Raw genomic sequence first — 25,236 nt, 5'->3', positions numbered from 1 at the left:
TTCGTTTAGGCCCGTGTGATCACGGGCACACTTGTAACTTGTGTGCGCGCGCTTGCAAATCAAGCGGAGCGTACAGGTTGCCGCATTGTCACCAGTTCTTCCGCCATAACGGGATGTACTGCAACCGTGCGATCGAAATCTTCCTTTGTCGCGCCCATCTTTACGGCAATTCCGGCCAGCTGGATCATCTCTCCTGCTCCGGGGGCAACAATATGGCAGCCCAGAACCTTGCGCGTGGCCTGAGACACGATCAGTTTCATCAGAACCCGTTGCGTGCCACCGGCAAACGCCTTCTGCATCGGTTTGAATGAAGTGGCATACACATCGATCGGTTCCTGGGCTGAGGCTTCTTCCTCGCTCAGGCCGACTGTGCCGAATTCCGGTTGCGTGAAAATAGCGGTTGGGATCAGCGCGTGATCTACTGGTGTCGGGTTGCCTTTGAAGACGGTTTCCACAAAAGCCATACCCTCACGAATGGCCACGGGTGTCAGGTTGACCCGGTCGGTCACATCGCCAATGGCATAGATCGACGGAACCGCGGTCTGGCTGTATTCATCCACGACGATCTCGCCCTTGCGCCCACGTTCAACGCCCAGGTCTTCCAGCCCGAGGTTATCGGCATTCGGTGCCCGGCCGGTGGCGTACATGACAACATCGAAACGATCCTCGGTGCCGTCCGTCGCCTTGACGCGGATCTGGTCGCCATCTTTGGTCATTTCCAACACATTGGTGCCCAGACGGACATCGATGCTGTTCTGGCGCATCTCTTCGCAGATCAGCCCACGCGCTTCTTCATCAAAGCCACGCAGGATCTGCGCACCGCGATAGAATTGCGTGGTCTTGACACCCAGACCGTTCATGATCCCGGCAAATTCGCTAGCGATATAGCCACCGCCGACGATCAGAATGCTTTCGGGCAGCTTGTCCAGATGGAAAATCTCATTCGACGTGATCGCAAGATCCGATCCCGGGAAATCCGGCACCACCGGTCGACCGCCTGTTGCAATCAAGATGTGTTTGGCGGTTTTGCGGGTGCCATTGGCCAGCTCGACCGTGTGCGCATCCACCAGGCGCGCCCGCTGATCAAAGCTTTCAACGCCGTTGTTTTTCAGGATGCTGCGATAAATCCCTTCCAACCGGTCCAGTTCTGCAACCAGTTTGCCGTGAAACATGCCCCAATCAAACGCGCCGGGCTGAACATCCCAACCATAAGCTTGCGCATCTTCGATCATGCCCGAGTATTCACTGGCAAAAACCATCAGTTTCTTAGGCACGCAGCCCCGGATCACACAGGTGCCGCCATAGCGGTCTTCTTCAGCCAGCGCGACCTTTGCACCGGCTTCACCCGCCGCCACGCGTGCCGCCCGGACCCCGCCCGAGCCTCCGCCGATGACGAAAAGATCATAGTCAAAGCTCATGCCGGGTTCCTTCGTTCAACTTGCAAAAATCCTCTGGATATCTGGGCGCAAAAACCCCGGTGCCAACCCCCGGGCGTGGAATTTTCGATCTTTTGCCGACGCTTGTCCGATTGGCTTGCATAAAACTCAGTCCGTTTGGTCGGAAAACAGGTTTTCCCGGGATCCGCTCAGCAGCTGATCCAGTTCCAGGGTGCCCGCGTTGATATCCCGCAGTTCGACCCGCCCGTCGCCGTGGCCGATGATGACCTTGTCACAGATATCGATGAACAGGCCGTTTTCCACCACGCCGGGAACCTGGTTGAGGATCAGGGCCATCTGACGCGGATTGCCGATGCGTTGCAGGTGCAGGTCCAGAATGTGATTGCCTTCATCCGTCACGAACGGGGCCGCGCCATTCATACGCAGCGCCGACGAAGTTCCAAGCACATCCATCGCGTCCAGCGCTTCTTCGATCAGTGTTCGCGTGGTTTGCCAGCCAAATGGAACAACCTCGACCGGCAAGGGGAAAGCACCCAGCGTTTCCACCTCTTTCCCGGCATCTGCGATGACAACCATCTGATCGCTGGCCGTGGCAACGATCTTTTCCTGCAAATGCGCGCCGCCGCCGCCCTTGATCAGGTTCAGGTCGGCGTCGAATTCATCCGCGCCGTCGATGGTCATGTCCAGCCACCCGGCCTGATCCAGAGAAATGACTTCGATCCCGACTTCGCGTGCCAGCTGCGCGGTGCGGGTGGAGGTGGGAACGCCCTTGATCCGCAGACCTTCGTCCTGCACCCGTTCGCCCAAACGACGGACCAGCCAGGCCGCAGTGGATCCCGTTCCAAGACCCACGCGCATGCCGTCCTCGACCATCTCGGCGGCACGACATGCGGCCACGTATTTTGCGGTGTCGATGGGCGACAGTTCTCCGGTCATGGCAGCTTTCCCAGTTTGGCCTGCCGGAGTTATAGGGAATGCGCCGCGCGACTGCGACCACATTTTGCGGTTCGGCAAGCGTAAAGATGCCTGAAGACTGCGCGTTTCCTATCGGAAACGTCGCAATCATGTCTTACGCTCTCATCTTTGTCATATAGATTGCCCGCATGTTGACCCGATACCGCCTGCACTACGCCCCTGACAACGCCTCGCTGGTGATCCGGCTGGTGCTGGAAGAAATGGAGGCACCTTATGAAACTGTGCTGGTCGATCGCCGTCGCAACGAACAGGACAGCGCGGCGTACAGGGCATTGAACCCCAACGGGCTGATCCCGGTGCTTGAAACTCCGCAAGGGCCGATATTTGAAACGGCGGCAATCCTGCTGTGGCTGTCCGAGCGCCACGGGCAACTGGCCCCGGCAACAGAGGCCCCCGAACGCGCCGAGTTTTTGAAATGGCTGTTCTTTGCGTCCAACACGCTGCACGCCGATCTGCGCATTATGTTCTATGCCGAGAAATACATCACCCCACCACAGGCTGATACCCTGCGCGCAGGCATCCGCCCCCGTTTGAAGCAGCACCTGCAACTACTGGATGCGCTGGCAAAACGCGCGCCAGCCTGGTTCTGCGCGGAATGCCCATCGGTTTTGACCTATTATGTCGCCTGCATGATGCGTTGGATGGCCTTGTATCCGGCCGATGCAGATCGCAGTTGGTATGCGCTGGCTGACACCCCGGCCCTGCAAACCATCCTGGCACAGCTCGAGACACGCCCCGCCACCCACACGGCCATCGCGGCCGAGGGTCTGGGCCCCGCACCCTACACCTCTCCTGTTTACGCCAACCCCTTAGAAGGCTCAGCTATCTGACATGTTCCTCTCTGTCTTCGATATGTTCAAAGTGGGCATCGGCCCGTCCTCCTCGCACACCATGGGCCCCATGGTGGCGGCGGCGCGCTTTCTGGATATGATGCGTGCTTCACCTTTCGAATTTGCGGGTCTGAAGGGCTCGTTGCATGGCTCGCTCGCCTTTACCGGCGTCGGCCATGCGACCGACCGGGCGACCATACTGGGCCTGGCCGGCTTTGTTCCGGACACCTATGACAACAACAAGGCCGAGGCCGCATTGGCGGATATCGCCAAGACGCACACGGTTACCCCCGACGGCTTGCCGACGCTTCAGTTCGATCCCAAAACAGACCTGATTTTCGACTATGACACCAACCTGCCGGGACACGCCAACGGGATGATCCTGATGGCCACGGACGCGCAGGGGGACGTGATCCTGCGCCAGGTGTTCTATTCCATCGGTGGTGGTTTTGTCCTGACCGAAGAAGAACTGGCCGAAGGCAAGGCAACGGATGAAGGCGCACCGGTGCCGTTCCCGTTCAAATCCGCGGCTGAAATGCTGGAGATGGCCAAATCCAGCGGCAAGAGCATTGCCGAGATGAAGCGCGCCAATGAGATCGCGCGCGGCTGCGCAGACAGTTTCGCCAAAGGATGCGCCCGTCTGTGGGACGTCATGAATGCCTGTATCGAACGCGGCTTGACGACTGACGGCATTCTGCCCGGCGGGCTGAAAGTGCGACGCAGGGCAAAGGGTATCTATGACGCGCTGATGGCCGAACGCGGCATGAACCTGACCGCGCCGCACACGATCAACGACTGGATGAGCGTCTACGCCATGGCGGTCAACGAAGAAAACGCCGCCGGTGGGCAAGTCGTAACGGCACCGACCAACGGGGCGGCGGGCGTTCTTCCTGCGGTGCTGCGCTATTACCTGGACCACGTTCCCGGTGCCTCGGAGAGCCATATCGAAGATTTCCTACTGACTGCGGCCGCGATTGGCGGGCTGGTTAAATACAATGCGTCCATCTCGGGGGCCGAAGCGGGGTGTCAGGCCGAGGTCGGCAGCGCATCAGCCATGGCCGCGGCGGGGCTCTGCGCCGTGATGGGCGGTACGCCCGAACAGGTTGAAAACGCCGCCGAGATCGCGTTGGAGCATCATCTGGGCATGACCTGCGATCCCGTCGCCGGGCTGGTTCAGGTGCCCTGTATCGAACGCAACGGGCTGGGTGCCATCAAGGCTGTGTCCGCCGCGTCCTTGTCCCTTCGCGGGGATGGAGAGCATTTCGTGCCGCTGGATGCGGTGATCGAGACGATGCGTCAGACCGGCCATGACATGCACGAAAAATACAAGGAAACCTCGCTTGGTGGATTGGCCGTGAACGTGCCAAACTGCTGAGATCGCAACAAATGGGGGTCGATATGCGTGGACATTGCCTGTGCGGCAGCATCAAGTACGAGATCGACTCTCCTGCCCTGTCCTGCGTCACCTGTCATTGCGACAGTTGCCGACGCCAATGCGCCGCGCCGATGACGACCTATTTCGCGGTTCGTGACGGTCAGTGGCGCTGGACCGGGCAAGAGCCGAAACGCTTCAACTCTTCGCCCGGAGTCGAGCGCAGCTTTTGCCCGGATTGCGGCACGCCAATCTCGTTCCGCTCGGCCAAAATGTCGGATGTGCTGCATCTTTACGTCGCCACTTTGGAGAACCCCGAAGCAATGCAGCCCACGTTGCACGTGGCTCATGAAGAAAGGCTGAGCTGGCTGCACCTGGATGACAACCTGCCCACCTGCACCGGGCCGGATTACACAAAGGTTCAACCCCTGCCCGAGGCCTGACATTCGACCTTTCCACTGCGCCGCGAAGCAGATAGCGTCGCGCGCATGACTCAGGATCGTCCCGTCTTTGGCATCTTTTTGATGCTCGGTTTTTGCGTGCTTGCACCCTTGGGGGATGCGATGGCAAAGCTGTTGGGTGAAACGACACCGTTGGGTTTTCTGGTTGCAGCCCGGTTCGCGGTGCAAGCGCTGATTCTCATCCCGCTGGTGATGATGACCGGCCGGCCCTGGCGGATGCACGGGCGTATCCTGCGCCTGACAGTCATCCGAACGCTGCTGCACATCATCGGCATAACCGCGATGTTCAGTGCGTTGCAGTTCCTGCCCCTGGCTGACGCCGTCGCCATTGCCTTTGTCATGCCGTTCATCATGTTGCTGCTGGGCAGATACGTTCTGGGCGAAGAGGTCGGCGCGCGGCGTCTGGTGGCCTGCATCGTCGGTTTCATCGGCACCCTTCTGGTCATACAACCCAGCTTTGCCGAGGTGGGCTTACCTGCCCTGCTGCCGTTGATCGTTGCCGTGGTCTTTGCCCTGTTCATGCTGGTCACGCGGCAAATCGCCAAGGAAACTGATCCGATTTCCTTGCAGGCGGTGTCTGGTGTCATGGCAACTGTGGGGCTGGTTCCTGTCCTTGTGATCGGAACATCGCTTGGTATCTGGAACCTGCCCGCCGCCTTGCCCGCCCCCGACATGTTTTGGCTGCTGATCGCGATAGGAGTTTTGGGAACTGTCGCGCATCTGCTGATGACATGGTCACTGCGCTATGCACCTTCGGCCACGCTGGCGCCGATGCAATATCTGGAAATCCCGGTGGCGACCCTGATTGGCTGGGCAATCTTCAGCGACCTACCGGACGGGCTGGCGGCGGTTGGGATCATGATCACCGTCGCCGCCGGTTTGTACGTTATTCTTCGCGAACGGGCCACCGCTCGCTCTGCCCCGACAGAAACACCTGCATAAGCGGATCGAGTGCGGCGCGGGGAACCATCACCAACAGGCCCGGCCCATCCATCTGCAATTCAACATCCGACAGCGCGCGATTGGAGGTGCCCACCTGCCCGTCCGGTTGCAACCGCAGGCCGTCAATGGGCCATTCCAGCCCGGTGCTGCGCCCCGTCACAGGGCGCATTGGAAACAGCGACACCACATCCCCCGGCAAAACCGGCAGCCGGATTTGGCGGGGCGCATGAAACACCACCTCATGCGCGCCCAGCAGAATGCAGGCCTGTTCCTGACGCCTGACCAGCACGTTCAGAACGGCAAGCTGATGATCAAGCCGTCCGCCCAGAAAACCGGCCCCCAAAACCAGTGGAGCCTGCACATTGCGCAAGGCCTTGTCGAAATCGGTGCTGTCCTGTTCACGAATGGCAAAAAGCCGGTCAGACGGGATATTGGCTTTCGTTGCTTTGTCCAGCGAATCGAAGTCCCCGATGACCGCATCCGGAATCCGGCCTGATTCTGTCAGAACTGCCGCTCCACCATCAGCTGCAACGACAGAAGTGACGCGGTTCAGCACCAAATTCAGGTCCTCGGAACCAACAAAACCACCCCCAAACAACCCGATTGGATCGGCAGAGCGTACAATTGGTTCATTTTTCCAAAGATTGGCCATTTTTCCCGGATTTGGACACATTAAGACCACAAAATGATAGGTTCATACATAAAGTTCAGAGCCTTCGTGTGCTCCCGATTCCGGGTAAGTGGGCTCTCGTAGTTTGTAAAGGACGTGCGTCTGATGGTACAGAATAACAAGGTATTGACCGTTTCATATGGAACCTTCTCCTGCACTTTGGAAGGATTCGACGATTCCTTTGAAACGATGAAAGCCATTGCCGAATATTTCCGCGATCTTGCTGCAGATGATCGTTACTTCGGCTCAGAGCCTCCACAACCAGACGCCGAAATGCTGACCCGTATCGCACGCCGCGACGCATCGCAACGCGTCGAAGCCAGCCAAAACGAATCCGGGCTTCTGCTGCGTGCCGCTCCAAACACCGAAGCCCCGGCACCGGTCGCGTCTGACGCACCGGTCCCGCACGCGCAAGATGCAGATGCCATGACCACCCCCCCTCCCGGATATGCGCAAGCAAGCCCGGGGCAGACCGCGTTCACGGACGCGGAGGCCGTCGACGCCACCACATCTCCGCCGGCCGACAGCATTGCCGCAAAACTGCAACGCATCCGGGCCGTTGTTTCCCATTCGGACGTCCCCCCCACTGCCTATTCCGAAGACGAGGAATCTTCGCTGCTGGCCAACACCGCCCCCCCGGTGGACGCCGTGGCCGCCGCGTTCGAAGCAGGTGCTCTCAATGCGGATGACTTTGCTGAACCTACTGAGCCCGAGGCCGCAGAAATCGAGGATCTGCAAGCGCTTGACGCCGAAGACGTACAAGACGACGCGCCGGCAGTATCGGAAAACCAGGCCTTCGAATCCGCCGCGCCGAATATCGAGAACGATTCCGAACAGCAGGTGCAGCTGACCCCCGACCACCTGCGGGATGAAGAAATCGAGGTCGCAACGGACGACGCGCAGCTTCCTGCTGAGCCCCTGTTCTCGGATCTGGAAGAGGATACCGACGAGGAAATCGACGAAGAAGATGTTCCAAACATCCTCAACGTCGAAGACGTGGCGATCGAATCCGAAGATGAAGCAGATGACGAGCCGCAAGACGATCAGGCGCAAGGAGTATTGTCGGAAGAGGACGAAATTCAGCTGCTGTCCGAGATTTCCGAAATCGAAAAAGACATGGCAGGCCGTTCAGGCCAAAAACTGACGGATGACGCCGATCCTGATCAGGATATCTCGCGACTGATGGCCAAAACCGGTGAACATATGGAGGATCCCTCCAGCAGCGACGCGCGAGAAACCTATTCGCACCTTCGCACCGCCGTTGCCGCGACCGAGGCCGACCGTGATGACCAACCGGCCCCGAAAACCTCGCCTGTTGATGAGTATCGCGTTGATCTTGCGTCAGCGGTCAGCCCGCGCCGCCCCGAAGTGAACGTGACCAGCATACGCCCGGAGGCAGATGCTCCGGCTCCGTTGAAGCTGGTTGCTGAGCAGCGCGTGGACGATCAAAGCGAATCCAATGGCCCCGTGATGCCGCGCCGCGTGACCACCCAGGCGGAAGAAACCGGGTCGGAAGAAGGCGGGTTTGCGCAATTCGCACAGGATCAGGGTGCACAGTCGCTTCAGGACCTGCTTGAAGCGGCCGCGGCCTACCTGTCTTTCATCGAAGGACAGCAACAATTCTCGCGCCCGCAACTGATGAACAAGGTTCGTTCTTTGAAGCAGGATGAGTTCAACCGCGAAGAAAGCCTGCGTTCCTTCGGACAGCTGCTGCGCGATGGAAAGATCGAAAAAGCCGGTGGCGGCCGTTTTGCGGCCTCTGACCTGATCGGCTTCCGTCCTGATGATGAGCGCGCAGTAGGCTGACTGCCGCGCCAATTGACAAGAAGGGCCGGGTGAACCCCGGCCCTTTTGCTATGGCGCGCCCAGAGACAAACGCCCTTTGTTAAACACGACTCTGCGTTGCCCATTGTGCCGGGCCCGACCAGCCGCCTTGGTCCGAGCAATGGCCCGGCTCAGGATTGATCCGGGTCCTCTTTGCCAACGCCGCGAAAAACGAACTTGAACGGCAGGGCCCACAGAATGCCAAGAACGATATAAACCAGAAGTTCCACCCAAATCGGGGGGCGCTCCAGCCAGTTCAGAACCGTCACCACCGCCACAATGTAAAGTGGCAGGCCGATCACGAGAATAACCAACGACCAACGCCGGCGCGCCTTATAGCTCAGACCTGTTTTCTGCTCTTTGTTCATCAATCTGCAAACGGGTCGGTCACCAGAATGGTGTCGTCCCGCTCCGGGCTGGTGGACAAAAGGGCCACAGGGCATTCGATCAGCTCTTCGACCCGGCGGACATACTTGATTGCGTTGGCGGGCAAATCGGCCCAGCTGCGCGCGCCTTCGGTGGTTTCGCTCCAGCCCGGCATTTCTTCGTAGATCGGGGTGCAGCGCGCCTGCTGATCAGCAGCGGTTGGCAGATAGTCCAAGCGTTCGCCGTCCAGATCATAGCCCACGCAGATCTTCAGGGTTTCAAACCCATCCAGAACGTCCAGTTTTGTCAACGAGATACCGTTCACGCCACTGGTCGCGCAGGTCTGACGGACCAGGCACGCATCGAACCAGCCACAGCGGCGCTTTCGACCTGTCGTTGTTCCGAACTCATGCCCGCGTTCCCCAAGGCGCTGACCATCCGCATCCTCAAGCTCCGTCGGGAATGGGCCTTCGCCGACACGGGTGGTGTAGGCTTTGACAATCCCCAGCACAAAGTCGATCGATCCCGGTCCAATCCCCACCCCGGTCGCGGCCTGACCTGCGATCACGTTGGACGAGGTCACGAATGGATAGGTGCCGAAATCGATGTCCAGCAGAGCGCCTTGCGCCCCTTCGAACAGGATGCGTTTACCCGCTTTGCGTTTTTCGTTCAGCACTTTCCACACAGGCGCGGCAAACGGCAGAATCTCTTGCGCGATCTCTTTCAATTGGGCGATCAGAGCGTCGCGGTCGACCGGCTCGATTCCCAGACCCTTGCGCAGCGGATCGTGGTGCTGCAAAGCACGGTCTACCCGAGCCTCGAGCGTGGCCTCATCCGCCAGATCCGCGACGCGAACGGAACGGCGCCCGACCTTGTCTTCATAGGCCGGCCCAATCCCACGACCTGTGGTGCCGATCTTGGTTCCCTTGCTGGCCGCCTGTTCGCGCGCACGATCCAACTCGCCGTGGATCGGCAGGATCAATGGGGTGTTCTCGGCAATCATCAGCGTATCGGGGGTGATTTCCACACCTTGTGCCTGGATGGTCGCGATTTCCTTGACCAGATGCCAGGGGTCCAACACCACGCCGTTGCCGATGACGCTCAGCTTACCGCCGCGCACGACACCGGACGGCAGAGCGTGCAGCTTGTAAACTTCGCCATCAATCACCAGCGTATGTCCGGCATTATGCCCGCCCTGAAAACGCGCGATCACGTCCGCCCGTTCGCTGAGCCAGTCGACGATCTTGCCTTTTCCTTCGTCACCCCACTGGGCGCCGACAACAACCACGTTGGCCATATCCGGTCCTTTTGCGCTGAGTTATCAAACCCGGCTCATATAGCGGGGCGCAAACGGCAGGGAAACCGATATTTCGCCGCAGATGAAAATCGCGCGAACGCGCGATGCCTCCGGCGGGGATATTTATGGCCAGATGAAAAGCGGATCCCCTGCTTCATCTGGCTGAAAATATCCCGGGGGAGCCGCACGGAACGAGCGGCGGGGGCAGAGCCCCCTGCCCGGCATCAACGCAGATGCACCGGTTGCCCATGAGGTGTCGTCAGATAAGCCTCTTCCCAAGACTCATGTAGCCCTTTTACCTCCTGTGGCGGCGCGACGCCTTGCTCGGCCAGCAACCCCTCGAGCGTTTCCAGCCATGCACGGAAATAGTCGTCGCCGCCGTCCAGCTCTCGCGCGAGCCCGTGGCGTTTCAACGTGCCCGAGAACCGTGCCGCCCAATCGGACCAATCGAACCGCCCCGCCTCGTTCAGGGCAACGGTGACGGCAAAGACCTGAGCGTGCCAGGGTTCGGCAAACACCGGTTCTGGGACTGAATGTTCATTGCAGCCGCTCATGCCGGTTCCAGATAGCTTTGCCAGAGATCCAGAACCACTTCGTCATCCGGATGCTCCGGGCTGGTCCAAAGTTCCGAAGCGGGGAAGACCACGGCATAGATCGGTTCGGGCGCTTCGCCCAGCCCATGAGCATTGGAATCGGGCAGGACATGGGTCCCGTGCAGGCGCAGTATTCGACCCCTGGCACCGGACGCATAATTCGGCAGGCGTGTGTGCCCGCCATCCACAATGCGATTTCCCGCCGGACGGGTCGTGACCACCTGTTGATCGACAGAAAACTGCACCGCCACGTTCGAAGGTCTGTCCGCTGGTCCACCTTTGGCCAGGGCGGCTGACACGGCGTCCGCCTTGAGCATCCGTTCTGCCAACGGATGCGGCCCATCCTCTACGCCGCTGCGCAGGTCATCCAGAGAAAGAACGCCGCGTTCAACCAACAGGTCAGCCAGGCCCGAAATCCATTTCTCGTAGTATGAAAACCGGGCGTAGTCCTTCGGCAACAACTGTTCCCTTGCGTGGCGGGATACGTCGATATTCCACTGCCCCAGAAAGCCGGATGCAAGTGTCACCGCAAGCGCCCGCGCGTGCCAGTCTTCGGCGAAAACCGGCGCGTCCTCGGCCTCGGGATTTATCGGACCATCTCCAAAGCGGCCGCCCATATCGTGAACGCGGGTCATGAAGGGGCCTTCGGCAGGCCCGTGCCGATCATGCTGTCACGTGTCACAAGTGCGGCAAGCGCCTCCTCACTCATCCCATCAGTTCCATCAGGACGCATCGGCAGAACGAGATAGCGAACCTCGGCCGTCGAATCCCAGACCCGCACCGAAGTGTCTTCAGGCAGGGTGAGGCCGAATTCGGCCAGTACCTTGCGGGGTTCACGCACCGCTCGGGCACGGTAGGCATCAGATTTGTACCAGCCCGGCGGGATACCCAACAACGGCCAAGGATAGCAGCTGCACAAGGTGCAGACGACCATGTTGTGCCGGGTTGGCGTGTTCTCGACAACAACCATGTGCTCACCCTGGCGACCATAATAACCAAGATCCGCGACCATCGAGGTGGCGTCTTCCAGCAGAGCGGCCTTGAAAGTTGGGTCGCTCCAGGCTTTGGCAACCACCCGCGCGCCATTCTGCGGGCCAATCTTGTTCTGATAGGTGTCTATGATTTTGTCCAGAGCCGCCGGGTCGATCAGGCCCTTGCGGGTCAGAATCGTTTCCAGCGCTTTGACGCGCAGCGCGGGTTCGGGCGGCAAAAGGGCGTGCGGGTGGTCGTGGTCGTCATGAGGCATGGGCCGCAGCCTGCGTCACGCATCGGCGTTCTGTCCAGTCCCTTTGACGTGATATGACATATCACGTGCGGTGATGCGAACTCGTGACTTGCCCCCGCTGGCAAACTTGCATAGATACCACGCGATACACGCCACGCTGTACAGGAACACCATGGAAAACGTCGTTCTCATCATCCACCTTCTCTTGGCCCTAGGCTTGATTGCCGTTGTTCTGATGCAGCGGTCCGAAGGCGGTGGCCTTGGCATGGGTGGCGGTGGTGGCGGAGCCATGACAGGCCGTGCAGCAGCGACGGCTTTGGGCAAACTGACCTGGATCCTTGCCGCTTGCTTCATCGTGACCTCGATCACGCTGACGATTCTGGCAGCGCAGAAATCTTCGGGCAGTTCGGTGATCGACCGTTTGGGCGTGCCGGCTCCGGCTTCAAGCGAAGAAAATACTCCGGCAATTCCGTCGGCGGATGACCTTCTGCCGCCCGCACAGGGCGACAACGCGCCGCTGATCCCGCAGGCCGACTGACCTACAAAACCTAGAAACATGGAAGAGGACTGCAACAGCATCTTGCGGTTCTCTTGCGCTTTTGGCGCGAATCCTTTATACGTGAAGTCCCGTGATGCAGCGGTTTTTCGAAACCGTCGGGCAGCTGATAATGACGTCTCACGGGAGCAGCCGAAAAACTATGGCGCGTTTTATATTCATCACTGGTGGTGTGGTTTCGTCCTTGGGCAAAGGACTGGCTTCGGCGGCGTTGGGCGCCTTGTTGCAGGCCCGGGGATACTCGGTACGGCTGCGCAAGCTGGACCCCTATCTGAACGTGGATCCGGGGACGATGTCGCCGTTTGAGCACGGCGAAGTGTTCGTCACCGATGATGGGGCCGAAACCGATCTGGACCTGGGCCATTACGAACGGTTCACCGGCGTGGCCGCGCGCAAGACCGACTCGGTCAGTTCGGGGCGGATCTATTCCAACGTGCTCGAAAAGGAACGCCGCGGAGATTATCTGGGCAAGACCATTCAGGTGATCCCGCACGTCACCAACGAGATCAAGGATTTCATCGCCATCGGCGAGGATGAGGTTGATTTCATGCTGTGCGAAATCGGTGGCACCGTGGGCGATATTGAGGGTCTGCCGTTTTTCGAGGCGATCCGCCAGTTCAGTCAGGACAAGCCGCGCGGGCAGTGCATTTTCATGCACCTGACGCTGCTGCCTTACATCAAGGCCTCGGGCGAGCTGAAAACCAAACCGACTCAGCACTCGGTGAAGGAACTGCGCTCGATCGGTCTGGCGCCCGATATTCTGGTTTGCCGCTCGGAAGGGCCGATCCCGACCAAAGAGCGCGAGAAACTGGCCCTGTTCTGCAACGTGCGCCCCGACAGTGTGATCGCAGCGCAGGACCTGAGCACCATCTATGACGCGCCGCTGGCCTATCACCGCGAAGGTCTGGATCAGGCCGTTCTGGACGCGTTCCAGATCAGCCCTGCGCCCAAACCTGATCTGGCAAAATGGGAAGACGTCAGCGACCGCATCCACAACGCCGAGGGTGAAGTGAAGGTCGCCATCGTAGGCAAGTATACGCAGCTTGAAGACGCCTATAAATCGATTGCCGAGGCGCTGACCCATGGCGGCATGGCCAACCGGGTCAAGGTCAAGGTCGAATGGGTTGACGCCGAGGTGTTCGACAACGAAGACGTCGCACCCTATCTTGAAGGTTTCCACGCGATCCTCGTCCCCGGAGGCTTTGGCGAACGCGGCACAGAGGGCAAAATCAAGGCCGCGCAATATGCGCGCGAGCACAAAGTCCCCTATTTGGGCATCTGCCTTGGGATGCAGATGGCCGTGATCGAGGCTGCCCGAAATGCGGCTGGCATCAAGGAAGCCGGTTCGGAAGAATTCGACCACGAAGCCGGGAAGAAACGTTTTGAACCTGTCGTGTACCATCTGAAGGAATGGGTGCAGGGCAATCACAAGGTCGAACGCAAGGTCGGAGACGACAAGGGCGGCACCATGCGTCTGGGTGCTTACAATGCGGTGCTGGCAGAGGGATCGAAAGTCGCTGAAGTTTATGGCGGCACACAGATCGAAGAGCGCCACCGTCACCGCTATGAAGTGGATATCAAGTACCGTGAGCAGCTTGAAAAAGCCGGGCTCAATTTCTCGGGCATGTCGCCGGACGGACGCCTGCCGGAGATCGTGGAATGGTCGGATCACCCGTGGTTCATCGGCGTGCAGTATCACCCGGAACTGAAGTCCAAACCGTTCGACCCGCATCCTCTGTTCCGCGATTTCGTGCGCGCTGCGAAAGACACCTCGCGCCTGGTCTGACCCTGGGCTGTGTCGGACTGTCACCCCGCGTTGTTTTGTGCGGGCTGATCTCTTAACTGTATGTGCAAGCAGAATTTCTGCTTCGCAGGCTCAATGCAGTTCAGAGTTTCAGGAGATTTCCGATGAGCAACGCAACAACGATTACCAACCTCCAGCAAGCGCTTCATATGGAGCTGACGGCGGCGCACCAGTACCAGCTGCATGCCCATGTGCTGGAGGACTGGGGGCTGGACATCCTTGCCGAAAAAATGCGCGCTGAAATGCAGGAAGAATTGGGTCACTCCGACGCGTTCATCGAGCGTATCCTGTTCCTTGGCGGCGTGCCCGAGCTTGCGTTTCAGAAAAGCCCAGTCGCCGCGGGGTCTCTGGAAGACATGTTTGCCGCGGACCTGAAGGATGAAACCGAGGCGGTCGACTTCTATACCAAGGCCGCGTTGCAGGCCGCCGAGGTCGGCGATGTCGGGTCAAGGACCCTGTTCGAACGCATCTTGCTGGAAGAAGAAGGCCATAAGGACTGGCTGGACACTCAGCTGAACCTGTTGAAGCGTTTGGGTGAGGCCAATTTCAGCGCAAAATTCGTATCCGGCGCGGCAGAAGAAGCCTGAGGCACGCACCGCCGCTTGCCCATGCACCAGCATGGCCCGGACCATCTTGCCATGGACCGGGCCATGCGGCTTCCGTCACTTCAATGTGACGCTGCCGAGCAAAAAACCTCTACTCGGTCTGCCCTCATGGGGTTAACTGTTGATCACACCACGACAGGAGAGCCCCGATGAGCGATCAATCCCAACGCGCGAAGACCTTTACCAGCCTTCACAAAAAGGGCGACCCCGTCATTCTGTTCAACATCTGGGATGCTGGCAGTGCCGGCGCGGTGCGGGATGCAGGCGCGCAAGCCATTGCAACCGGCAGTGCACCTGTTGCCATGGCACAGGGTTTTGGCGACGGTCAGAACATCCCGCTTGAGGCCGCATTGGACAATGCGCGCCGCATCGTTGCAGCGGTTGATCTTCCGGTGACACTGGATTTCGAAGGGGCATATGCCGAAGATCCACAGGGCATTGCGCAAAACGTCAAGCGTGCGCTGGATTGCGGCGTGGTAGGTTTCAACTTCGAAGATCAGATCATCGGCGGCGACGGGCTGTACGATACAGCGGTTCAGGCCAAACGCGTCGAAGCCATGCGCGCGGCCTGCGAAGACGCGGGCATACCTGCCTATGTCAACGCAAGAACCGACATTTTCCTGAAAGCCCCGGCAGAAACACATGATGAGGCCATGCTGAACGACGCCATTGCCCGTGCTTCGGCCTATGAGGCAGCGGGCGCCAGTGGTTTTTTTGCTCCGGGGCTGAAAGACGAGTCGATGATCGGCCATCTGTGCGAGCGTACGAACCTACCGGTCAATATCATCGCCCTGCCCGGCACCCCCGGCACACCGCGTCTGGCTGAACTGGGGGTTGCGCGCGTCAGCTATGGTCCGGTTCCTTATCGCCATATGATCAAGTGGTTAACAGATCAGGCGCACGCCGCTATTCACTACCGCAACTGATCACCCTGAAGTTGTGGGATTGCAATTGCCGTCACTTCTCATCACCCTGCTTTTGAAACCGAACAGGAGGCAAGCCTGATGAAAGGCTATTGGGTTGCACATGTCGATGTGGACGACATGGACACGTACAAGACCTACATTGCTGCAAATGCGGAGCCCTTTGCAGCTTATGGTGCGCGCTTTCTGACGCGCGGAGGAAAGCGCGAAGTTAAGGAAGGCGCAGCGCGCGCCCGGACCGTTGTGATCGAATTTCCCAGCTATGAGGATGCGCTTGCCTGTTACGAAAGCGAAGCATACCAGAAAGCCAAAGCACTGCGCGCCCCGGTATCGATGGGCGATCTTGTGATCATTCAAGGCTATGACGGGTAGACTACGCTTGGCGCACCACAAAATATGGAATAATCTTTTGCCATGTTGAAAAAGTTCCTTCAGGCGCTCAGACCGCCCCAGCATGAACATCTTCCGGACCCGGATGCCGAACTTGCTCTGGGTGCGCTCATGGTGCGCGTGGCGCAGGCTGATCGGGACTACAAGCTGGAAGAGATCCGCCTGATCGACAAAATCCTGGCCCGTCTTTACCAGCACAACGCGATCGAAGCAGCCAAGGTGCGCGCCACATGCGAAAAGCTTCACGCGGCAGCGCCGGATACCGATACCTTCGGCAAGCTGATCCGTGAGACCACGGATCTGAAGGAACGCCTGGCCGCTCTGGATGCGCTGTGGGAAGTTGTTCTGGCAGATGGAAACACCGACGAAGGCGAGGTGAAAATCGTCGAGGAAGCCCGCGTTGCCATGGGGTTGAGCTTTAACGACAGCAAGGCTGCGCGTGAACGCGTTCAAAGCCGCTTGGATGTGAGTTAGTCGCTCGCTATATCTAACGCATGTTCAGTGAATTTCTTTCCAGGCTCACGCAGCCTCAGCCCGATCCTCTTGTCGACGATGACGCCCGCCTGGCCCTGACGGCCCTGCTGGTGCGTCTGGCACGGTCCGACAATGACTATTCCGATACCGAAATGGCCCGTATCGACCGAATTTCGGCGCAACGCTATGGCCTGTCCCCGTTCGAATGCGCCGCCCTGCGTGCCCGCGCAGAAGATCTTGAGGCCGAGGCCCCGGACACCGTCCGCTTTACCCGAGCCATCAAAGAGGCGGTTGCCTACGAAGATCGTCTTGCGGTCGTTCAGGCGCTGTGGTCCGTGGCGTTGGCCGATGGGCACCGTACAAGCGAGGAAGATTCGCTGCTGCGTCTGGTGGTCAGTCTTCTGGGCGTGAGTGACGTGGATTCCGCTTTGGCACGGCAAAAGGCTGCAAAATCGTGATTGCCATGCTGGGCATGTATGACATGCCTGCCCTGCAAGCCGCCAATGACAGGTTCTGGAACCTGATTCGCGCCCAACTTGGATCAGGCCCGGAACACCTTACCCGCGACAAAGACGTGTGGACGGTCTGGCGGGACCCAAAACTGATTCTGGCACAAACCTGTGGCATGCCGTTTCGAACCCGATTGCATGGTCACGTGCAACTGGTTGGCACCCCGGACTATGACCTGCCCGGATGTCCCCCCGGATACTATTGCTCTGTCTTTGTGGCGCGGCATGACGACGATCGGGATCTGGCGGGGCTGAGCACAGGGGTTTTCGCGTATAATGAGGGCTTGTCCCAATCCGGCTGGGCAGCCCCGATCACACATATGACCCAGGCAAACCTGCACCCCGCCGGACTGTTGGAAACCGGCGGGCATGCGCTGTCTGCCCAAGCCGTCGCAGATGGCAAAGCGGATTTTGCCGCGCTGGACATGCTGACGTGGCTGATGCTGCAACAACATAGCAATTTGGGAACCAAACTGCGCGAACTGGCAAGAACGACTCCGACTCCGACCCTTCCCTACATCACGTCGATGGGTCGGAATCCGCAGGTCATTGCAGGCGCTGTTCGGGCCGCGATTGACCAGCTTTGCGGCGACGATCAACGATTGCTGCATATTCGCGGGTTGATCGATATTCCCGCGGCGCACTACTTGGCTGTCCCCACTCCGGCGCCCCCCAAAGATGGCGAATCAACGACTGCCCAATTTGTCGACTGATTTTGGCCAATTTGGGTGTTTCTCCGCTTGATTCTGTCATTTGCACATTGCATTGACCTTTTTTTTCGGTCCTAGTACCGGACCAACACCACCAACCACTGGACTGCCCGTGACAGAAACTGCACCCGTCATCGAAATCAAAGACCTTCACAAAAGCTTCGGAAATCTTGAAGTGTTGAAGGGGGTCGATATCACGGCACATCGCGGTGACGTGGTATCACTGATTGGGTCGTCCGGGTCCGGCAAGTCGACGCTTCTGCGATGCTGCAATCTTCTGGAAGACAGCCAGCAAGGAGAAATCCTTTTCAAGGGTGAGCCTGTGAAATGGTCCGGGGAAAGCCACGGGCGCCGCCCCGCCGACTCCAAACAGGTTCTGCGCATACGCACCAACCTGTCGATGGTGTTTCAACAGTTCAATCTTTGGGCGCATATGACCATCCTGCAAAATGTGATGGAAGCCCCCGTGACCGTTCTGGGGCGCGACAGGGCCGAGGTGGAAGAGAGCGCGCGCAAGTATCTGGACAAGGTTGGCATCGGCGACAAATGCGACGCCTATCCGGCGCAATTGTCCGGCGGGCAGCAACAGCGCGCCGCCATCGCCCGCGGCCTGTGCATGGAACCCGAAGCCCTGCTGTTTGATGAACCGACTTCGGCTTTGGACCCTGAACTGGAACAGGAAGTGATCAAGGTGATCAAGGACTTGGCCGCCGAAGGGCGTACCATGATCATCGTGACGCATGACATGAAAATGGCCGCCGACATTTCAAGCCACGTGGTGTTCCTGCACCAGGGCCTGATCGAGGAAGAAGGCACGCCCGAAGATATCTTCACATCTCCTGAATCCGAACGGCTTCGGGGTTTTCTCTCCGCCACTCAGGCGGCTTAACTTCAAAAACAGAACCAAACTGGGGAGCAACCAATGAAAAATCTGATTCTGTCTACTGCCGCACTGGCGCTGACCGCCGGTATCGCCATGGCCGACACCGTCCGCATGGGGACCGAGGGCGCCTACCCTCCGTACAACTTCATCAATGATGCGGGCGAAATCGACGGCTTCGAGCGTGAAGTCGGCGACGAACTGTGCAAGCGCGCAAACCTGGAATGTGAATGGGTCAAGAACGACTGGGATTCGATCATTCCAAACCTGGTCTCGGGCAACTACGACACCATCATCGCGGGCATGTCGATCACCGACGAACGTGACGAAGTCATCGACTTCACCCAGAACTATTTCCCGCCTGCGGCTTCGGCCTATGTCGGTGCGTCTGCGGATGTTGATGTTACCACCGGCGTCGTTGCCGCACAGACCGCCACCATTCAGGCAGGCCACGTAGCCGAGTCGGGCGCGACTCTGGTCGAGTTTGCAACTCCGGAAGAAACCATCGCAGCCGTGCGAAACGGTGAAGCCGATGCCGTGTTTGCCGACAAGGACTTCCTGGTGCCGATCGTCGAAGAATCCGCCGGAGAGCTGGTTTTCGTGGGTGATGACGTTCCGCTGGGCGGTGGCATCGGGCTGGGCATCCGTGAATCGGATGGCGAACTGCGCGGAAAGTTCGACGAGGCGATCACCTCGATGAAAGCGGACGGTTCGTTGAACGAACTGATCATCAAGTGGTTCGGCGAAGGCGTTCCGACCTACAACGCTGACGGTTCGGTCGTTACAAACTAATCCGTATCAAGCGGTTCGGCGCGTCCATCGCGCCGAACCCTGCCCGGTGAAACAACCGGGTACGACGTTCGAAAGACGCTTTATGTTTTCCTATTGCGCTGACCCTGACACGCTCGGAACATTCCGATGGTTCTCCTGCTACCTGACCAACGGCGTGCACTGGTCCTTCTACCTGTCGTTCCTCAAGGTGTTGGGATTGCTGGCGGTGACCGCGCCGGTCGCATTGGCGTTTGGTTTTGTTGGCGCAATGGCCGCCCGATCACATTTCCCGCCGCTGAGCTGGCTGGGCAAAGGGTATATTGCCATCGTGCGCGGTGTTCCGGACATCGCTTTCTTCCTGTTTTTCGTGATAGCCTTGGATCAGGCGTTCGAATGGACGCGGCATAAGATATTGTGCCCCGAATGGACCGACCCGATCCGGCAGGGAAATGACTTTATCGTCTGTCAGGCGGCCAAGCTGCCATTGGGGACCGCACCGGAATGGGTGCATGAAACCTACGGCTTTTTCCTGGCCGTCGTTACCTTCTCGATTGTTTTCGGCGCGTTTGCGGCAAACGTTTTGTTTGGTGGAATGCGCGCCGTGCCCCACGCGCAACTAGAAACCGCCGAAGCATATGGCATGTCCCGTCGTCAGACCTTCTGGCGCATCCTTGTGCCGCAGATGTGGGTCTATGCCCTGCCCGGCCTGTCGAATCTTTGGATGGTTCTCATCAAGGCCACTCCGCTGCTGTTCCTGCTGGGGATCGAAGACATCGTTTATTGGGCCCGCGAACTTGGCGGCACCAAGACGTCCAAGTTCACCCAGTATCCGCATGGCGACTGGCGCATGTGGTACTTCCTGTTCCTGCTTGTCTTCTACCTCGGCATGACGCGCGTATCTGAACTTGGGCTTGAAAAGCTGATGCGGAAACTGTCCCACGGGCAGGCCACGTCCGGCGGCGAGCTTCTGCGCAAGGAGACCACGGCATGAGCTGCTTGCAGACGATTCAAGATTACGGCCTGCGGTCCCTGGGTATCGGCGAGCGGCTGCTGCCCAAAAGTGACTTCACCCTGTGCGAACAGTTCACGCTGATCGGTTCGGGGATGATCTGGAATGTCTATTTCGGGATCATGGCGCTGGCGACCGGATTCTTTCTGGCTACGGCCCTGGCCGTCGGCAAGGCCTCAGCAAACAAATGGCTCCGCAAACCCTCGGAATGGTTCATTTTCCTGTTTCGCGGCTCGCCCTTGTTTATCCAGTTTTTCTTCGCCTATTTCCTGTTCCTGTCGCTGAAGAAATCTAACCCGATGTTCGACGCCTTCACCTCGGCCTGGCTGGGGGCGCTGATCGTGCTGTTCCTCAACACCGCAGCCTATTCGGGCGAGATCTTTTACGGAGCGCTAAGGTCCATTCCCAAGGGCGATATCGAAGCCGCAGATGCCTATGGCATGTCAGGCTGGGCCCGTTTTCGCCGGATCGTCTGGCCCACCATGTTGCGGCTTGCCTGGCCTGCCTACACGAACGAAGCGATCTTTCTTTTCCACGCGACAACGCTGGTTTTCTTTTCAGCCTTCCCGGCATGGCAGCAACGCGGAGACGCCCTGTATTACGCCAGTTACTTTGCAGACAAGACGTTCAACCCGTTCATCCCATACCCGATACTGGCGTTCTATTTCATCCTGCTGACGCTGGTGATCGTCGGGGGCTTTGGCCTGATCAACAAACGCCTGAACCGGCACCTTCCGGTCGCAAAACGGGCCAAGATGCGGTTCAAACTGAACCTGGCGCGCTGAGTTTCGGCGTGCCAGTCACGTCTGGACACCAAACCAAATCAACGCCAATCACCGCGCGCCCACGCGTTTTTCAGCACATTCAAAAGGGGAGAAGTGGTACCGCCTCCCTGGCTTGAACAGGGGACCTCTGGATCCACAATCCAGCGCTCTAACCAACTGAGCTAAGGCGGCACTCGTGAGGGGCGATGTACCGAACACGCCCGCGGAATGCAAGAGGATTAAAGCCGAAATTTCCAGCTTTGTTCGACAAGATCGACACCGAAGGAATGCACCGCTTTGCTGTCTGTCAATTCCCAGCCGGACGCCTTGTAAAGTGCGCAGGCGGCAGTATGGCTTTCGTGCGTCCACAGAACCATTTCTTTGTATCCTGCCCCGCGTGCGAAGGCAGTACATGCTTGCAGCAGGCGCTTTCCCAGCCCCTGCCCTCGTGCTTTCGGGACAAGCAGAAACAGCCGCAACTTGGCGGTATTCCGGTCAACAGCAACGCAGAAAATACTGCCCAGACGCTGCCCGTCCTGCTCGGCGATCCAGCCTCTTTCAAGCTCGGGGTCACTGTTGGCCATGAAGTCGTCAAGGATGCTGGCCACTAGGGGCGCAAAGCTGTCATCAAACCCTTCGTCGCGCGCATAAAGCAGACCGTGCTGTTCAACCAGCCACGCGGCGTCATCGGGGTGAAAGGGTCTGAGAACGGCGTCTTCCATATCTCATCTGACCGCAAAGGTGACTTGATTCTCAACCCCGTGCGCGCTAGCAGGAACGCTCAGTCTCGGAGGCACAGATGGGCATCAATACCGAACGCGACATTCAAGCAAACCTGCAAATCGGTCCGACCGATCAGGGTATGGTCCGCCTGTTCATCGAAGCTGACGGCATCGAAATACCGATGGATTTTGACCCGGAAGAAGCAGAAGAAATCGCCGACGAAATTCGTGCTGCGGTACAAGCCGCCCTTTCGGTCAAAGGCTGACCTTACAGCCTGGGATCCCGAAGCGCGTGCAAACGGCGCGCGGCATCCGTTGCAAATTTCTGGATCATCTTCTTGCGCCGCGCCGGTGCGATTTTGTCCTCGGGCGCCATGCGCACGATTTCCGCGTCATAGGCATCGGCGATGATCAGGCCTGTTTCATCTGGCAACAGATCGGTCGGGAATTCCGTGTCGACGGCCCAAAAGAATCGGTCACACCATTCCAAATAGCCCTGCCATTTCGAATCCGACTGATAATCGGCACGGCTGGATTTGCATTCAATCACCCACAACTCACCCTTTGGCCCCAGCCCCATCACGTCAACGCGCAACCCGCGCGCAGGCACGAATTCCTCCACGGAAACAAAGCCATGGGCCGCAAGATGCCGCGCGACGCCACGTGCCAGTCTTTGTCCAGGTTGCAGATCCAAAGTCATGGCTGAAAATGTGAACAATTAGCGAACAAAAGTAAAGCGCCTTTGCACCTTGACATAGTACCTCTTGGTATCGCATAAATATAATACCAAAAGGTACCATTTCTGAGGTTGCTTATGGAGAACCAAACTCAAAACGCGTTTCGCGCGCTGGCCGATCCCACACGCCGGAGCATCGTGCGACTGCTCTCGTCACAGGACATGACGATCGGGCAGTTGACGGACCGGTTCGACATGACCCGCGCTGCGGTCAAAAAACACCTGACGATTCTTTCCGACGGTGGGTTGATCACAGTCGAAGCGCGCGGCCGGGAACGCATCAATCGGCTTGAACCACAGGGTATGGCCCCGGTGCTCGACTGGCTCAGCTATTTTGACCAGTTCTGGGACGATCGCCTCAACTCTCTCAAGGAAGCCATTGAAAGGAAAGAAAATGACTGATGCCGTATTGAAGAAATCGATTTTCCTCAGGGCGGAACCGGAAACCGTTTGGGCCTATCTGACGGAACCTGAGCATCTGGCGGAATGGTTCCACAAGCCTGAAAGAACACTGGCAGAAGGTCAGAAGCTTGAAATGTTCGGCACGACAAGCGGCGACTTGCTGATCTGGGGAGAGGTCCGTATCGCCCGCCCCCCAAAATATCTTGAACACACCTTCACCGTCAAACCGATGGGAGACGCTGTAAGCGTGGTCAAATGGACATTGGAGCCGGTCTTGGGCGGCACACGTCTTGAGCTTGTGCACGAAGGATTACCGCAAGGCGTCGCTGCATTTGATCTGATCCTGGCCCTGGACAAAGGATGGGATGAACATTTCGGCAAGTTGCGTGTGGCATTGCACGAAACAGTTGACGCCTGACCTCTTGCGCGAACCCGTCAGACACCCTACTTAAGCGCGTGGCGGGTTCTGCCCTTCTTGTGACAGGTAGCATTCTGGTGGCCTTAAGCAATTCCGAGGGGGCTGGCTCTGTTCAGGTCCTGGCCTGATTACCCGGCGCCCACCTGTACATACAGGTCCTCGGGAATCAAACCGCACGGTTGACTGGTGGTCCCGCCGCACTTTCCCTGAAATATCAGCGCCCTGCGTGGGCTTCCTGTTTCACGGTTGCCGGCTCGAAGCTGTGTGCGACCGGTGTTCCCCGACGCGGCCCCTGCGGCTTTTCCGCCATGCTCATGATCTTGTACGCGAACTGAACGCCGGCAAAGACGATGCCGTTCATGAACCAGATCATCACCAACGCGATCAGGCCGATTTCCGACCCGGTGATCAGATGCCGAAGGTTCGCGACGTTCAGCGCCAGGAGCACCCCGACAAACACGGCCGAAATGACAAAACCCCAGGCGACTTGCGTGATATACAGGCGGATCAGTTTGGGCATGGCGAACCTCCTTGCGCTTCGACAACAATGCTAGCGCATGTCTGGTTCAGGTAAACGTGTCAGAACGCCTCGGGCTGGGCCTCGCGCGCCATGTGATCCAGCACGGCATTGACGAATTTTGGTTCTTTACCTTCTGAAAAAAAGGCACGCGCCACATCGACAAACTCGGTGATCACCACCTTGGGCGGTGTGCCGCTTTGGGTCAGTTCCGCACCCGCCGCGCGAAACAGCGCGCGCAGGGTCGGGTCGATGCGCGCGATCGGCCATTTCGCCACCAGCGCGCGGTCGGTCATCTGGTCGATCGGCGCCTGATAGTTCACCGCGTCATCCACCAGCTTGCGGAACAGCGTGCTGTCGCCCTCGAGCATCTCGTCGCCCTCGTAGACCGCGCCGAACCGGTGGTCCAGAAACTCGTTGACCACCTGCTCGGTCGTCTGGCCCGACTGTTCCATCTGGAACAGCGCCTGCACGGCATAAAGCCGCGCTGCGGATTTCATCAGGCGTTTCCGGTTTGCCGGTTTCGGCGTGTCTGTCTGGGTCATGCTGTCGTTGATCCGTTGCTGTCGCCCGCCACCAGGATGGACTCGGACGGCGGCTTGAATCCGACGCCCTTTTTCGAAGCGCCCCACTTACGGCTGAGCGCGATCAGATGCAAGGCCGCAGCGGCCGCGCCGCCCCCTTTATTCATCTTTTCGGGGTTGGCGCGGACTTCGGCCTGCTCGTCATTCTCGACCGTCAGGATGCCGTTGCCGATGCACAGCCCCTGTAGGCCCAGCAGCTGGATCGCGCGGCTGGAGTCGTTGCAGACGGTTTCGTAATGCGTGGTCTCACCGCGGATGACGCAGCCAAGCGCGACATAGCCGTCAAAGTTGCACTGTCGGTCGGCCATGGCGATGGCCGTGGGGATTTCCAGCGCGCCGGGCACTTCGACCACTTCGCAGGTGCCGCCAGCCGCTTCGATCTCGGCCGTGGCACCCGCAATCAGGTTGTCGGCGATCGAGCGGTAGAACGGAGCGGCCACGATCAGCAGTTTCACCGGCTTGTCGAAGCTGGGTGTTGGCAGAATTCCGTGTTTGTCTTGTTCAGCCATG

At 58.8% G+C, this 25,236-nt stretch carries 33 protein-coding genes and 1 tRNA gene; 20 read left to right on the top strand and 14 right to left on the bottom strand.

From position 1 onward, the window contains the following. Positions 1-59: 59 nt before the first annotated feature. Together gor and rpiA are read right to left on the bottom strand one after the other, a co-directional pair. Positions 60-1,418 carry a glutathione-disulfide reductase gene (gor, locus tag GOW60_RS05300; protein WP_171228494.1) on the bottom strand — a complete coding sequence of 453 codons (1,359 nt, stop codon included), beginning with the start codon at positions 1,416-1,418 and terminating at the stop codon, positions 60-62. A 126-nt stretch (positions 1,419-1,544) separates the two neighbouring features. Beyond that, positions 1,545-2,333, bottom strand: coding sequence for a ribose-5-phosphate isomerase RpiA (gene rpiA, locus GOW60_RS05295; RefSeq protein WP_171119560.1), 789 nt, complete (start codon positions 2,331-2,333; stop codon positions 1,545-1,547). Between the two features lie 167 nt (positions 2,334-2,500). Here rpiA and GOW60_RS05290 point away from each other — a divergent pair, with 167 nt between their 5' ends. Genes GOW60_RS05290 through GOW60_RS05275 form a run of 4 tightly spaced genes read left to right on the top strand, consistent with a single transcriptional unit; the run spans position 2,501 to position 5,977 of the window. After that, positions 2,501-3,202, top strand: coding sequence for a glutathione S-transferase family protein (locus GOW60_RS05290; protein ID WP_171228493.1), 702 nt, complete (start codon positions 2,501-2,503; stop codon positions 3,200-3,202). Position 3,203: 1 nt separating this feature from the next. Further along, on the top strand, positions 3,204-4,577 hold the full coding sequence (locus GOW60_RS05285; RefSeq protein ID WP_171228492.1) for an L-serine ammonia-lyase: 1,374 nt from the start codon (positions 3,204-3,206) through the stop codon (positions 4,575-4,577). Positions 4,578-4,600: 23 nt separating this feature from the next. Next, positions 4,601-5,017 (top strand): GFA family protein, encoded by a 417-nt coding sequence (locus tag GOW60_RS05280; protein WP_171228491.1) that lies wholly within the window; start codon positions 4,601-4,603, stop codon positions 5,015-5,017. Between the two features lie 45 nt (positions 5,018-5,062). After that, the gene (locus GOW60_RS05275) at positions 5,063-5,977 is read left to right on the top strand and encodes a DMT family transporter (RefSeq protein WP_171228490.1); all 915 of its coding nucleotides are present in this window, start codon (positions 5,063-5,065) and stop codon (positions 5,975-5,977) included. Here GOW60_RS05275 and GOW60_RS05270 read toward each other — a convergent pair. Further along, the gene (locus tag GOW60_RS05270; RefSeq protein WP_171228489.1) at positions 5,922-6,629 is read right to left on the bottom strand and encodes a thiamine diphosphokinase; all 708 of its coding nucleotides are present in this window, start codon (positions 6,627-6,629) and stop codon (positions 5,922-5,924) included. The genes GOW60_RS05275 and GOW60_RS05270 overlap by 56 nt on opposite strands. A gap of 123 nt (positions 6,630-6,752) precedes the next feature. Here GOW60_RS05270 and GOW60_RS05265 point away from each other — a divergent pair, with 123 nt between their 5' ends. Continuing rightward, the gene (locus GOW60_RS05265) at positions 6,753-8,453 is read left to right on the top strand and encodes a hypothetical protein (RefSeq protein ID WP_171228488.1); all 1,701 of its coding nucleotides are present in this window, start codon (positions 6,753-6,755) and stop codon (positions 8,451-8,453) included. A 149-nt stretch (positions 8,454-8,602) separates the two neighbouring features. Here GOW60_RS05265 and GOW60_RS05260 read toward each other — a convergent pair whose 3' ends face one another. The 5 genes from GOW60_RS05260 to nthA form a co-directional block, all read right to left on the bottom strand. Beyond that, on the bottom strand, positions 8,603-8,839 hold the full coding sequence (locus GOW60_RS05260; RefSeq protein WP_171228487.1) for a DUF2842 domain-containing protein: 237 nt from the start codon (positions 8,837-8,839) through the stop codon (positions 8,603-8,605). Beyond that, positions 8,839-10,134, bottom strand: a complete 1,296-nt coding sequence (locus GOW60_RS05255) for an adenylosuccinate synthase (RefSeq protein ID WP_171228486.1) — start codon at positions 10,132-10,134, stop codon at positions 8,839-8,841. Before GOW60_RS05255 ends, GOW60_RS05260 begins: the two co-directional genes overlap by 1 nt. A gap of 224 nt (positions 10,135-10,358) precedes the next feature. Then, positions 10,359-10,688 carry a nitrile hydratase accessory protein gene (locus GOW60_RS05250; RefSeq protein WP_171228485.1) on the bottom strand — a complete coding sequence of 110 codons (330 nt, stop codon included), beginning with the start codon at positions 10,686-10,688 and terminating at the stop codon, positions 10,359-10,361. After that, entirely contained in the window at positions 10,685-11,362 is a 678-nt protein-coding gene (nthB, locus tag GOW60_RS05245; protein WP_171228484.1) for a nitrile hydratase subunit beta, read from the bottom strand. Before nthB ends, GOW60_RS05250 begins: the two co-directional genes overlap by 4 nt. Next, the gene (gene nthA, locus GOW60_RS05240) at positions 11,359-11,973 is read right to left on the bottom strand and encodes a nitrile hydratase subunit alpha (protein WP_171228483.1); all 615 of its coding nucleotides are present in this window, start codon (positions 11,971-11,973) and stop codon (positions 11,359-11,361) included. The genes nthB and nthA overlap by 4 nt, the downstream gene beginning before the upstream one ends. Before the next feature lie 151 nt (positions 11,974-12,124). Here nthA and secG point away from each other — a divergent pair, with 151 nt between their 5' ends. From secG to GOW60_RS05180, 12 genes are all read left to right on the top strand, one after another. Further along, positions 12,125-12,490 (top strand): preprotein translocase subunit SecG, encoded by a 366-nt coding sequence (gene secG, locus GOW60_RS05235; protein WP_171228482.1) that lies wholly within the window; start codon positions 12,125-12,127, stop codon positions 12,488-12,490. A 160-nt stretch (positions 12,491-12,650) separates the two neighbouring features. Continuing rightward, positions 12,651-14,294 carry a CTP synthase gene (locus GOW60_RS05230; RefSeq protein WP_152457574.1) on the top strand — a complete coding sequence of 548 codons (1,644 nt, stop codon included), beginning with the start codon at positions 12,651-12,653 and terminating at the stop codon, positions 14,292-14,294. Between the two features lie 122 nt (positions 14,295-14,416). Then, the gene (locus GOW60_RS05225; RefSeq protein WP_152457573.1) at positions 14,417-14,899 is read left to right on the top strand and encodes a bacterioferritin; all 483 of its coding nucleotides are present in this window, start codon (positions 14,417-14,419) and stop codon (positions 14,897-14,899) included. A 167-nt stretch (positions 14,900-15,066) separates the two neighbouring features. After that, a complete protein-coding gene (locus tag GOW60_RS05220; RefSeq protein WP_171228481.1) occupies positions 15,067-15,843 on the top strand; it encodes an isocitrate lyase/phosphoenolpyruvate mutase family protein in 777 nt (258 codons plus the stop codon). Positions 15,844-15,918: 75 nt separating this feature from the next. Next, positions 15,919-16,212 (top strand): DUF1330 domain-containing protein, encoded by a 294-nt coding sequence (locus tag GOW60_RS05215; RefSeq protein WP_152457571.1) that lies wholly within the window; start codon positions 15,919-15,921, stop codon positions 16,210-16,212. A 42-nt stretch (positions 16,213-16,254) separates the two neighbouring features. Next, a complete protein-coding gene (locus tag GOW60_RS05210) occupies positions 16,255-16,704 on the top strand; it encodes a TerB family tellurite resistance protein (protein WP_152457570.1) in 450 nt (149 codons plus the stop codon). Between the two features lie 20 nt (positions 16,705-16,724). Next, the gene (locus GOW60_RS05205; RefSeq protein WP_152457569.1) at positions 16,725-17,162 is read left to right on the top strand and encodes a TerB family tellurite resistance protein; all 438 of its coding nucleotides are present in this window, start codon (positions 16,725-16,727) and stop codon (positions 17,160-17,162) included. A 5-nt stretch (positions 17,163-17,167) separates the two neighbouring features. Then, positions 17,168-17,926, top strand: coding sequence for a phosphate/phosphite/phosphonate ABC transporter substrate-binding protein (locus tag GOW60_RS05200; RefSeq protein ID WP_217355489.1), 759 nt, complete (start codon positions 17,168-17,170; stop codon positions 17,924-17,926). A 109-nt stretch (positions 17,927-18,035) separates the two neighbouring features. Then, positions 18,036-18,812: an ABC transporter ATP-binding protein gene (locus GOW60_RS05195; protein ID WP_152457567.1), complete on the top strand. Its 777-nt coding sequence runs from the start codon at positions 18,036-18,038 to the stop codon at positions 18,810-18,812. Positions 18,813-18,845: 33 nt separating this feature from the next. Then, the gene (locus GOW60_RS05190; protein WP_171170557.1) at positions 18,846-19,595 is read left to right on the top strand and encodes a transporter substrate-binding domain-containing protein; all 750 of its coding nucleotides are present in this window, start codon (positions 18,846-18,848) and stop codon (positions 19,593-19,595) included. Positions 19,596-19,677: 82 nt separating this feature from the next. Then, entirely contained in the window at positions 19,678-20,565 is an 888-nt protein-coding gene (locus tag GOW60_RS05185) for an ABC transporter permease (RefSeq protein ID WP_171170555.1), read from the top strand. Beyond that, entirely contained in the window at positions 20,562-21,368 is an 807-nt protein-coding gene (locus GOW60_RS05180; protein WP_152457564.1) for an ABC transporter permease, read from the top strand. Before GOW60_RS05185 ends, GOW60_RS05180 begins: the two co-directional genes overlap by 4 nt. Positions 21,369-21,462: 94 nt before the next feature. On the opposite strand, the gene GOW60_RS05175 is transcribed toward GOW60_RS05180, so the two are convergent. Together GOW60_RS05175 and GOW60_RS05170 are read right to left on the bottom strand one after the other, a co-directional pair. Further along, positions 21,463-21,539: transfer RNA gene (locus GOW60_RS05175), tRNA-His, on the bottom strand. Positions 21,540-21,586: 47 nt separating this feature from the next. After that, the gene (locus tag GOW60_RS05170; protein WP_171228479.1) at positions 21,587-22,069 is read right to left on the bottom strand and encodes a GNAT family N-acetyltransferase; all 483 of its coding nucleotides are present in this window, start codon (positions 22,067-22,069) and stop codon (positions 21,587-21,589) included. Between the two features lie 77 nt (positions 22,070-22,146). On the opposite strand from GOW60_RS05170, the gene GOW60_RS05165 reads away from it, so the two are divergent. Then, the gene (locus GOW60_RS05165) at positions 22,147-22,335 is read left to right on the top strand and encodes a DUF6324 family protein (protein WP_171228478.1); all 189 of its coding nucleotides are present in this window, start codon (positions 22,147-22,149) and stop codon (positions 22,333-22,335) included. Positions 22,336-22,337: 2 nt separating this feature from the next. Here the strand turns inward: GOW60_RS05165 and GOW60_RS05160 are convergent, their stop codons facing one another. Then, entirely contained in the window at positions 22,338-22,769 is a 432-nt protein-coding gene (locus GOW60_RS05160) for an MmcB family DNA repair protein (protein WP_152457561.1), read from the bottom strand. 114 nt (positions 22,770-22,883) lie between these two features. Between GOW60_RS05160 and GOW60_RS05155 the strand changes: the two genes are divergently transcribed. Together GOW60_RS05155 and GOW60_RS05150 are read left to right on the top strand one after the other, a co-directional pair. Next, positions 22,884-23,207 carry a helix-turn-helix transcriptional regulator gene (locus GOW60_RS05155; RefSeq protein ID WP_171228477.1) on the top strand — a complete coding sequence of 108 codons (324 nt, stop codon included), beginning with the start codon at positions 22,884-22,886 and terminating at the stop codon, positions 23,205-23,207. Further along, complete coding sequence (locus GOW60_RS05150; RefSeq protein ID WP_171228476.1) at positions 23,200-23,625, top strand: SRPBCC domain-containing protein; 426 nt, start codon at positions 23,200-23,202, stop codon at positions 23,623-23,625. Before GOW60_RS05155 ends, GOW60_RS05150 begins: the two co-directional genes overlap by 8 nt. A gap of 214 nt (positions 23,626-23,839) precedes the next feature. On the opposite strand, the gene GOW60_RS05145 is transcribed toward GOW60_RS05150, so the two are convergent. Genes GOW60_RS05145 through GOW60_RS05135 form a run of 3 tightly spaced genes read right to left on the bottom strand, consistent with a single transcriptional unit; the run spans position 23,840 to position 25,235 of the window. Further along, the gene (locus GOW60_RS05145; RefSeq protein WP_171170548.1) at positions 23,840-24,145 is read right to left on the bottom strand and encodes a hypothetical protein; all 306 of its coding nucleotides are present in this window, start codon (positions 24,143-24,145) and stop codon (positions 23,840-23,842) included. A 59-nt stretch (positions 24,146-24,204) separates the two neighbouring features. Then, positions 24,205-24,687: a transcription antitermination factor NusB gene (nusB, locus tag GOW60_RS05140; protein WP_152457557.1), complete on the bottom strand. Its 483-nt coding sequence runs from the start codon at positions 24,685-24,687 to the stop codon at positions 24,205-24,207. After that, positions 24,684-25,235 (bottom strand): 6,7-dimethyl-8-ribityllumazine synthase, encoded by a 552-nt coding sequence (locus GOW60_RS05135; protein WP_171206893.1) that lies wholly within the window; start codon positions 25,233-25,235, stop codon positions 24,684-24,686. The genes nusB and GOW60_RS05135 overlap by 4 nt, the downstream gene beginning before the upstream one ends. Between the last annotated feature and the right edge of the window lies 1 nt (position 25,236).

Source organism: Ruegeria sp. HKCCA4008, assembly GCF_013033125.1.
Lineage (GTDB): Bacteria > Pseudomonadota > Alphaproteobacteria > Rhodobacterales > Rhodobacteraceae > Ruegeria.
The sequence above is the reverse complement of the archived record's forward strand: the minus strand, read 5'-3'. Positions and strand labels throughout refer to the sequence as shown.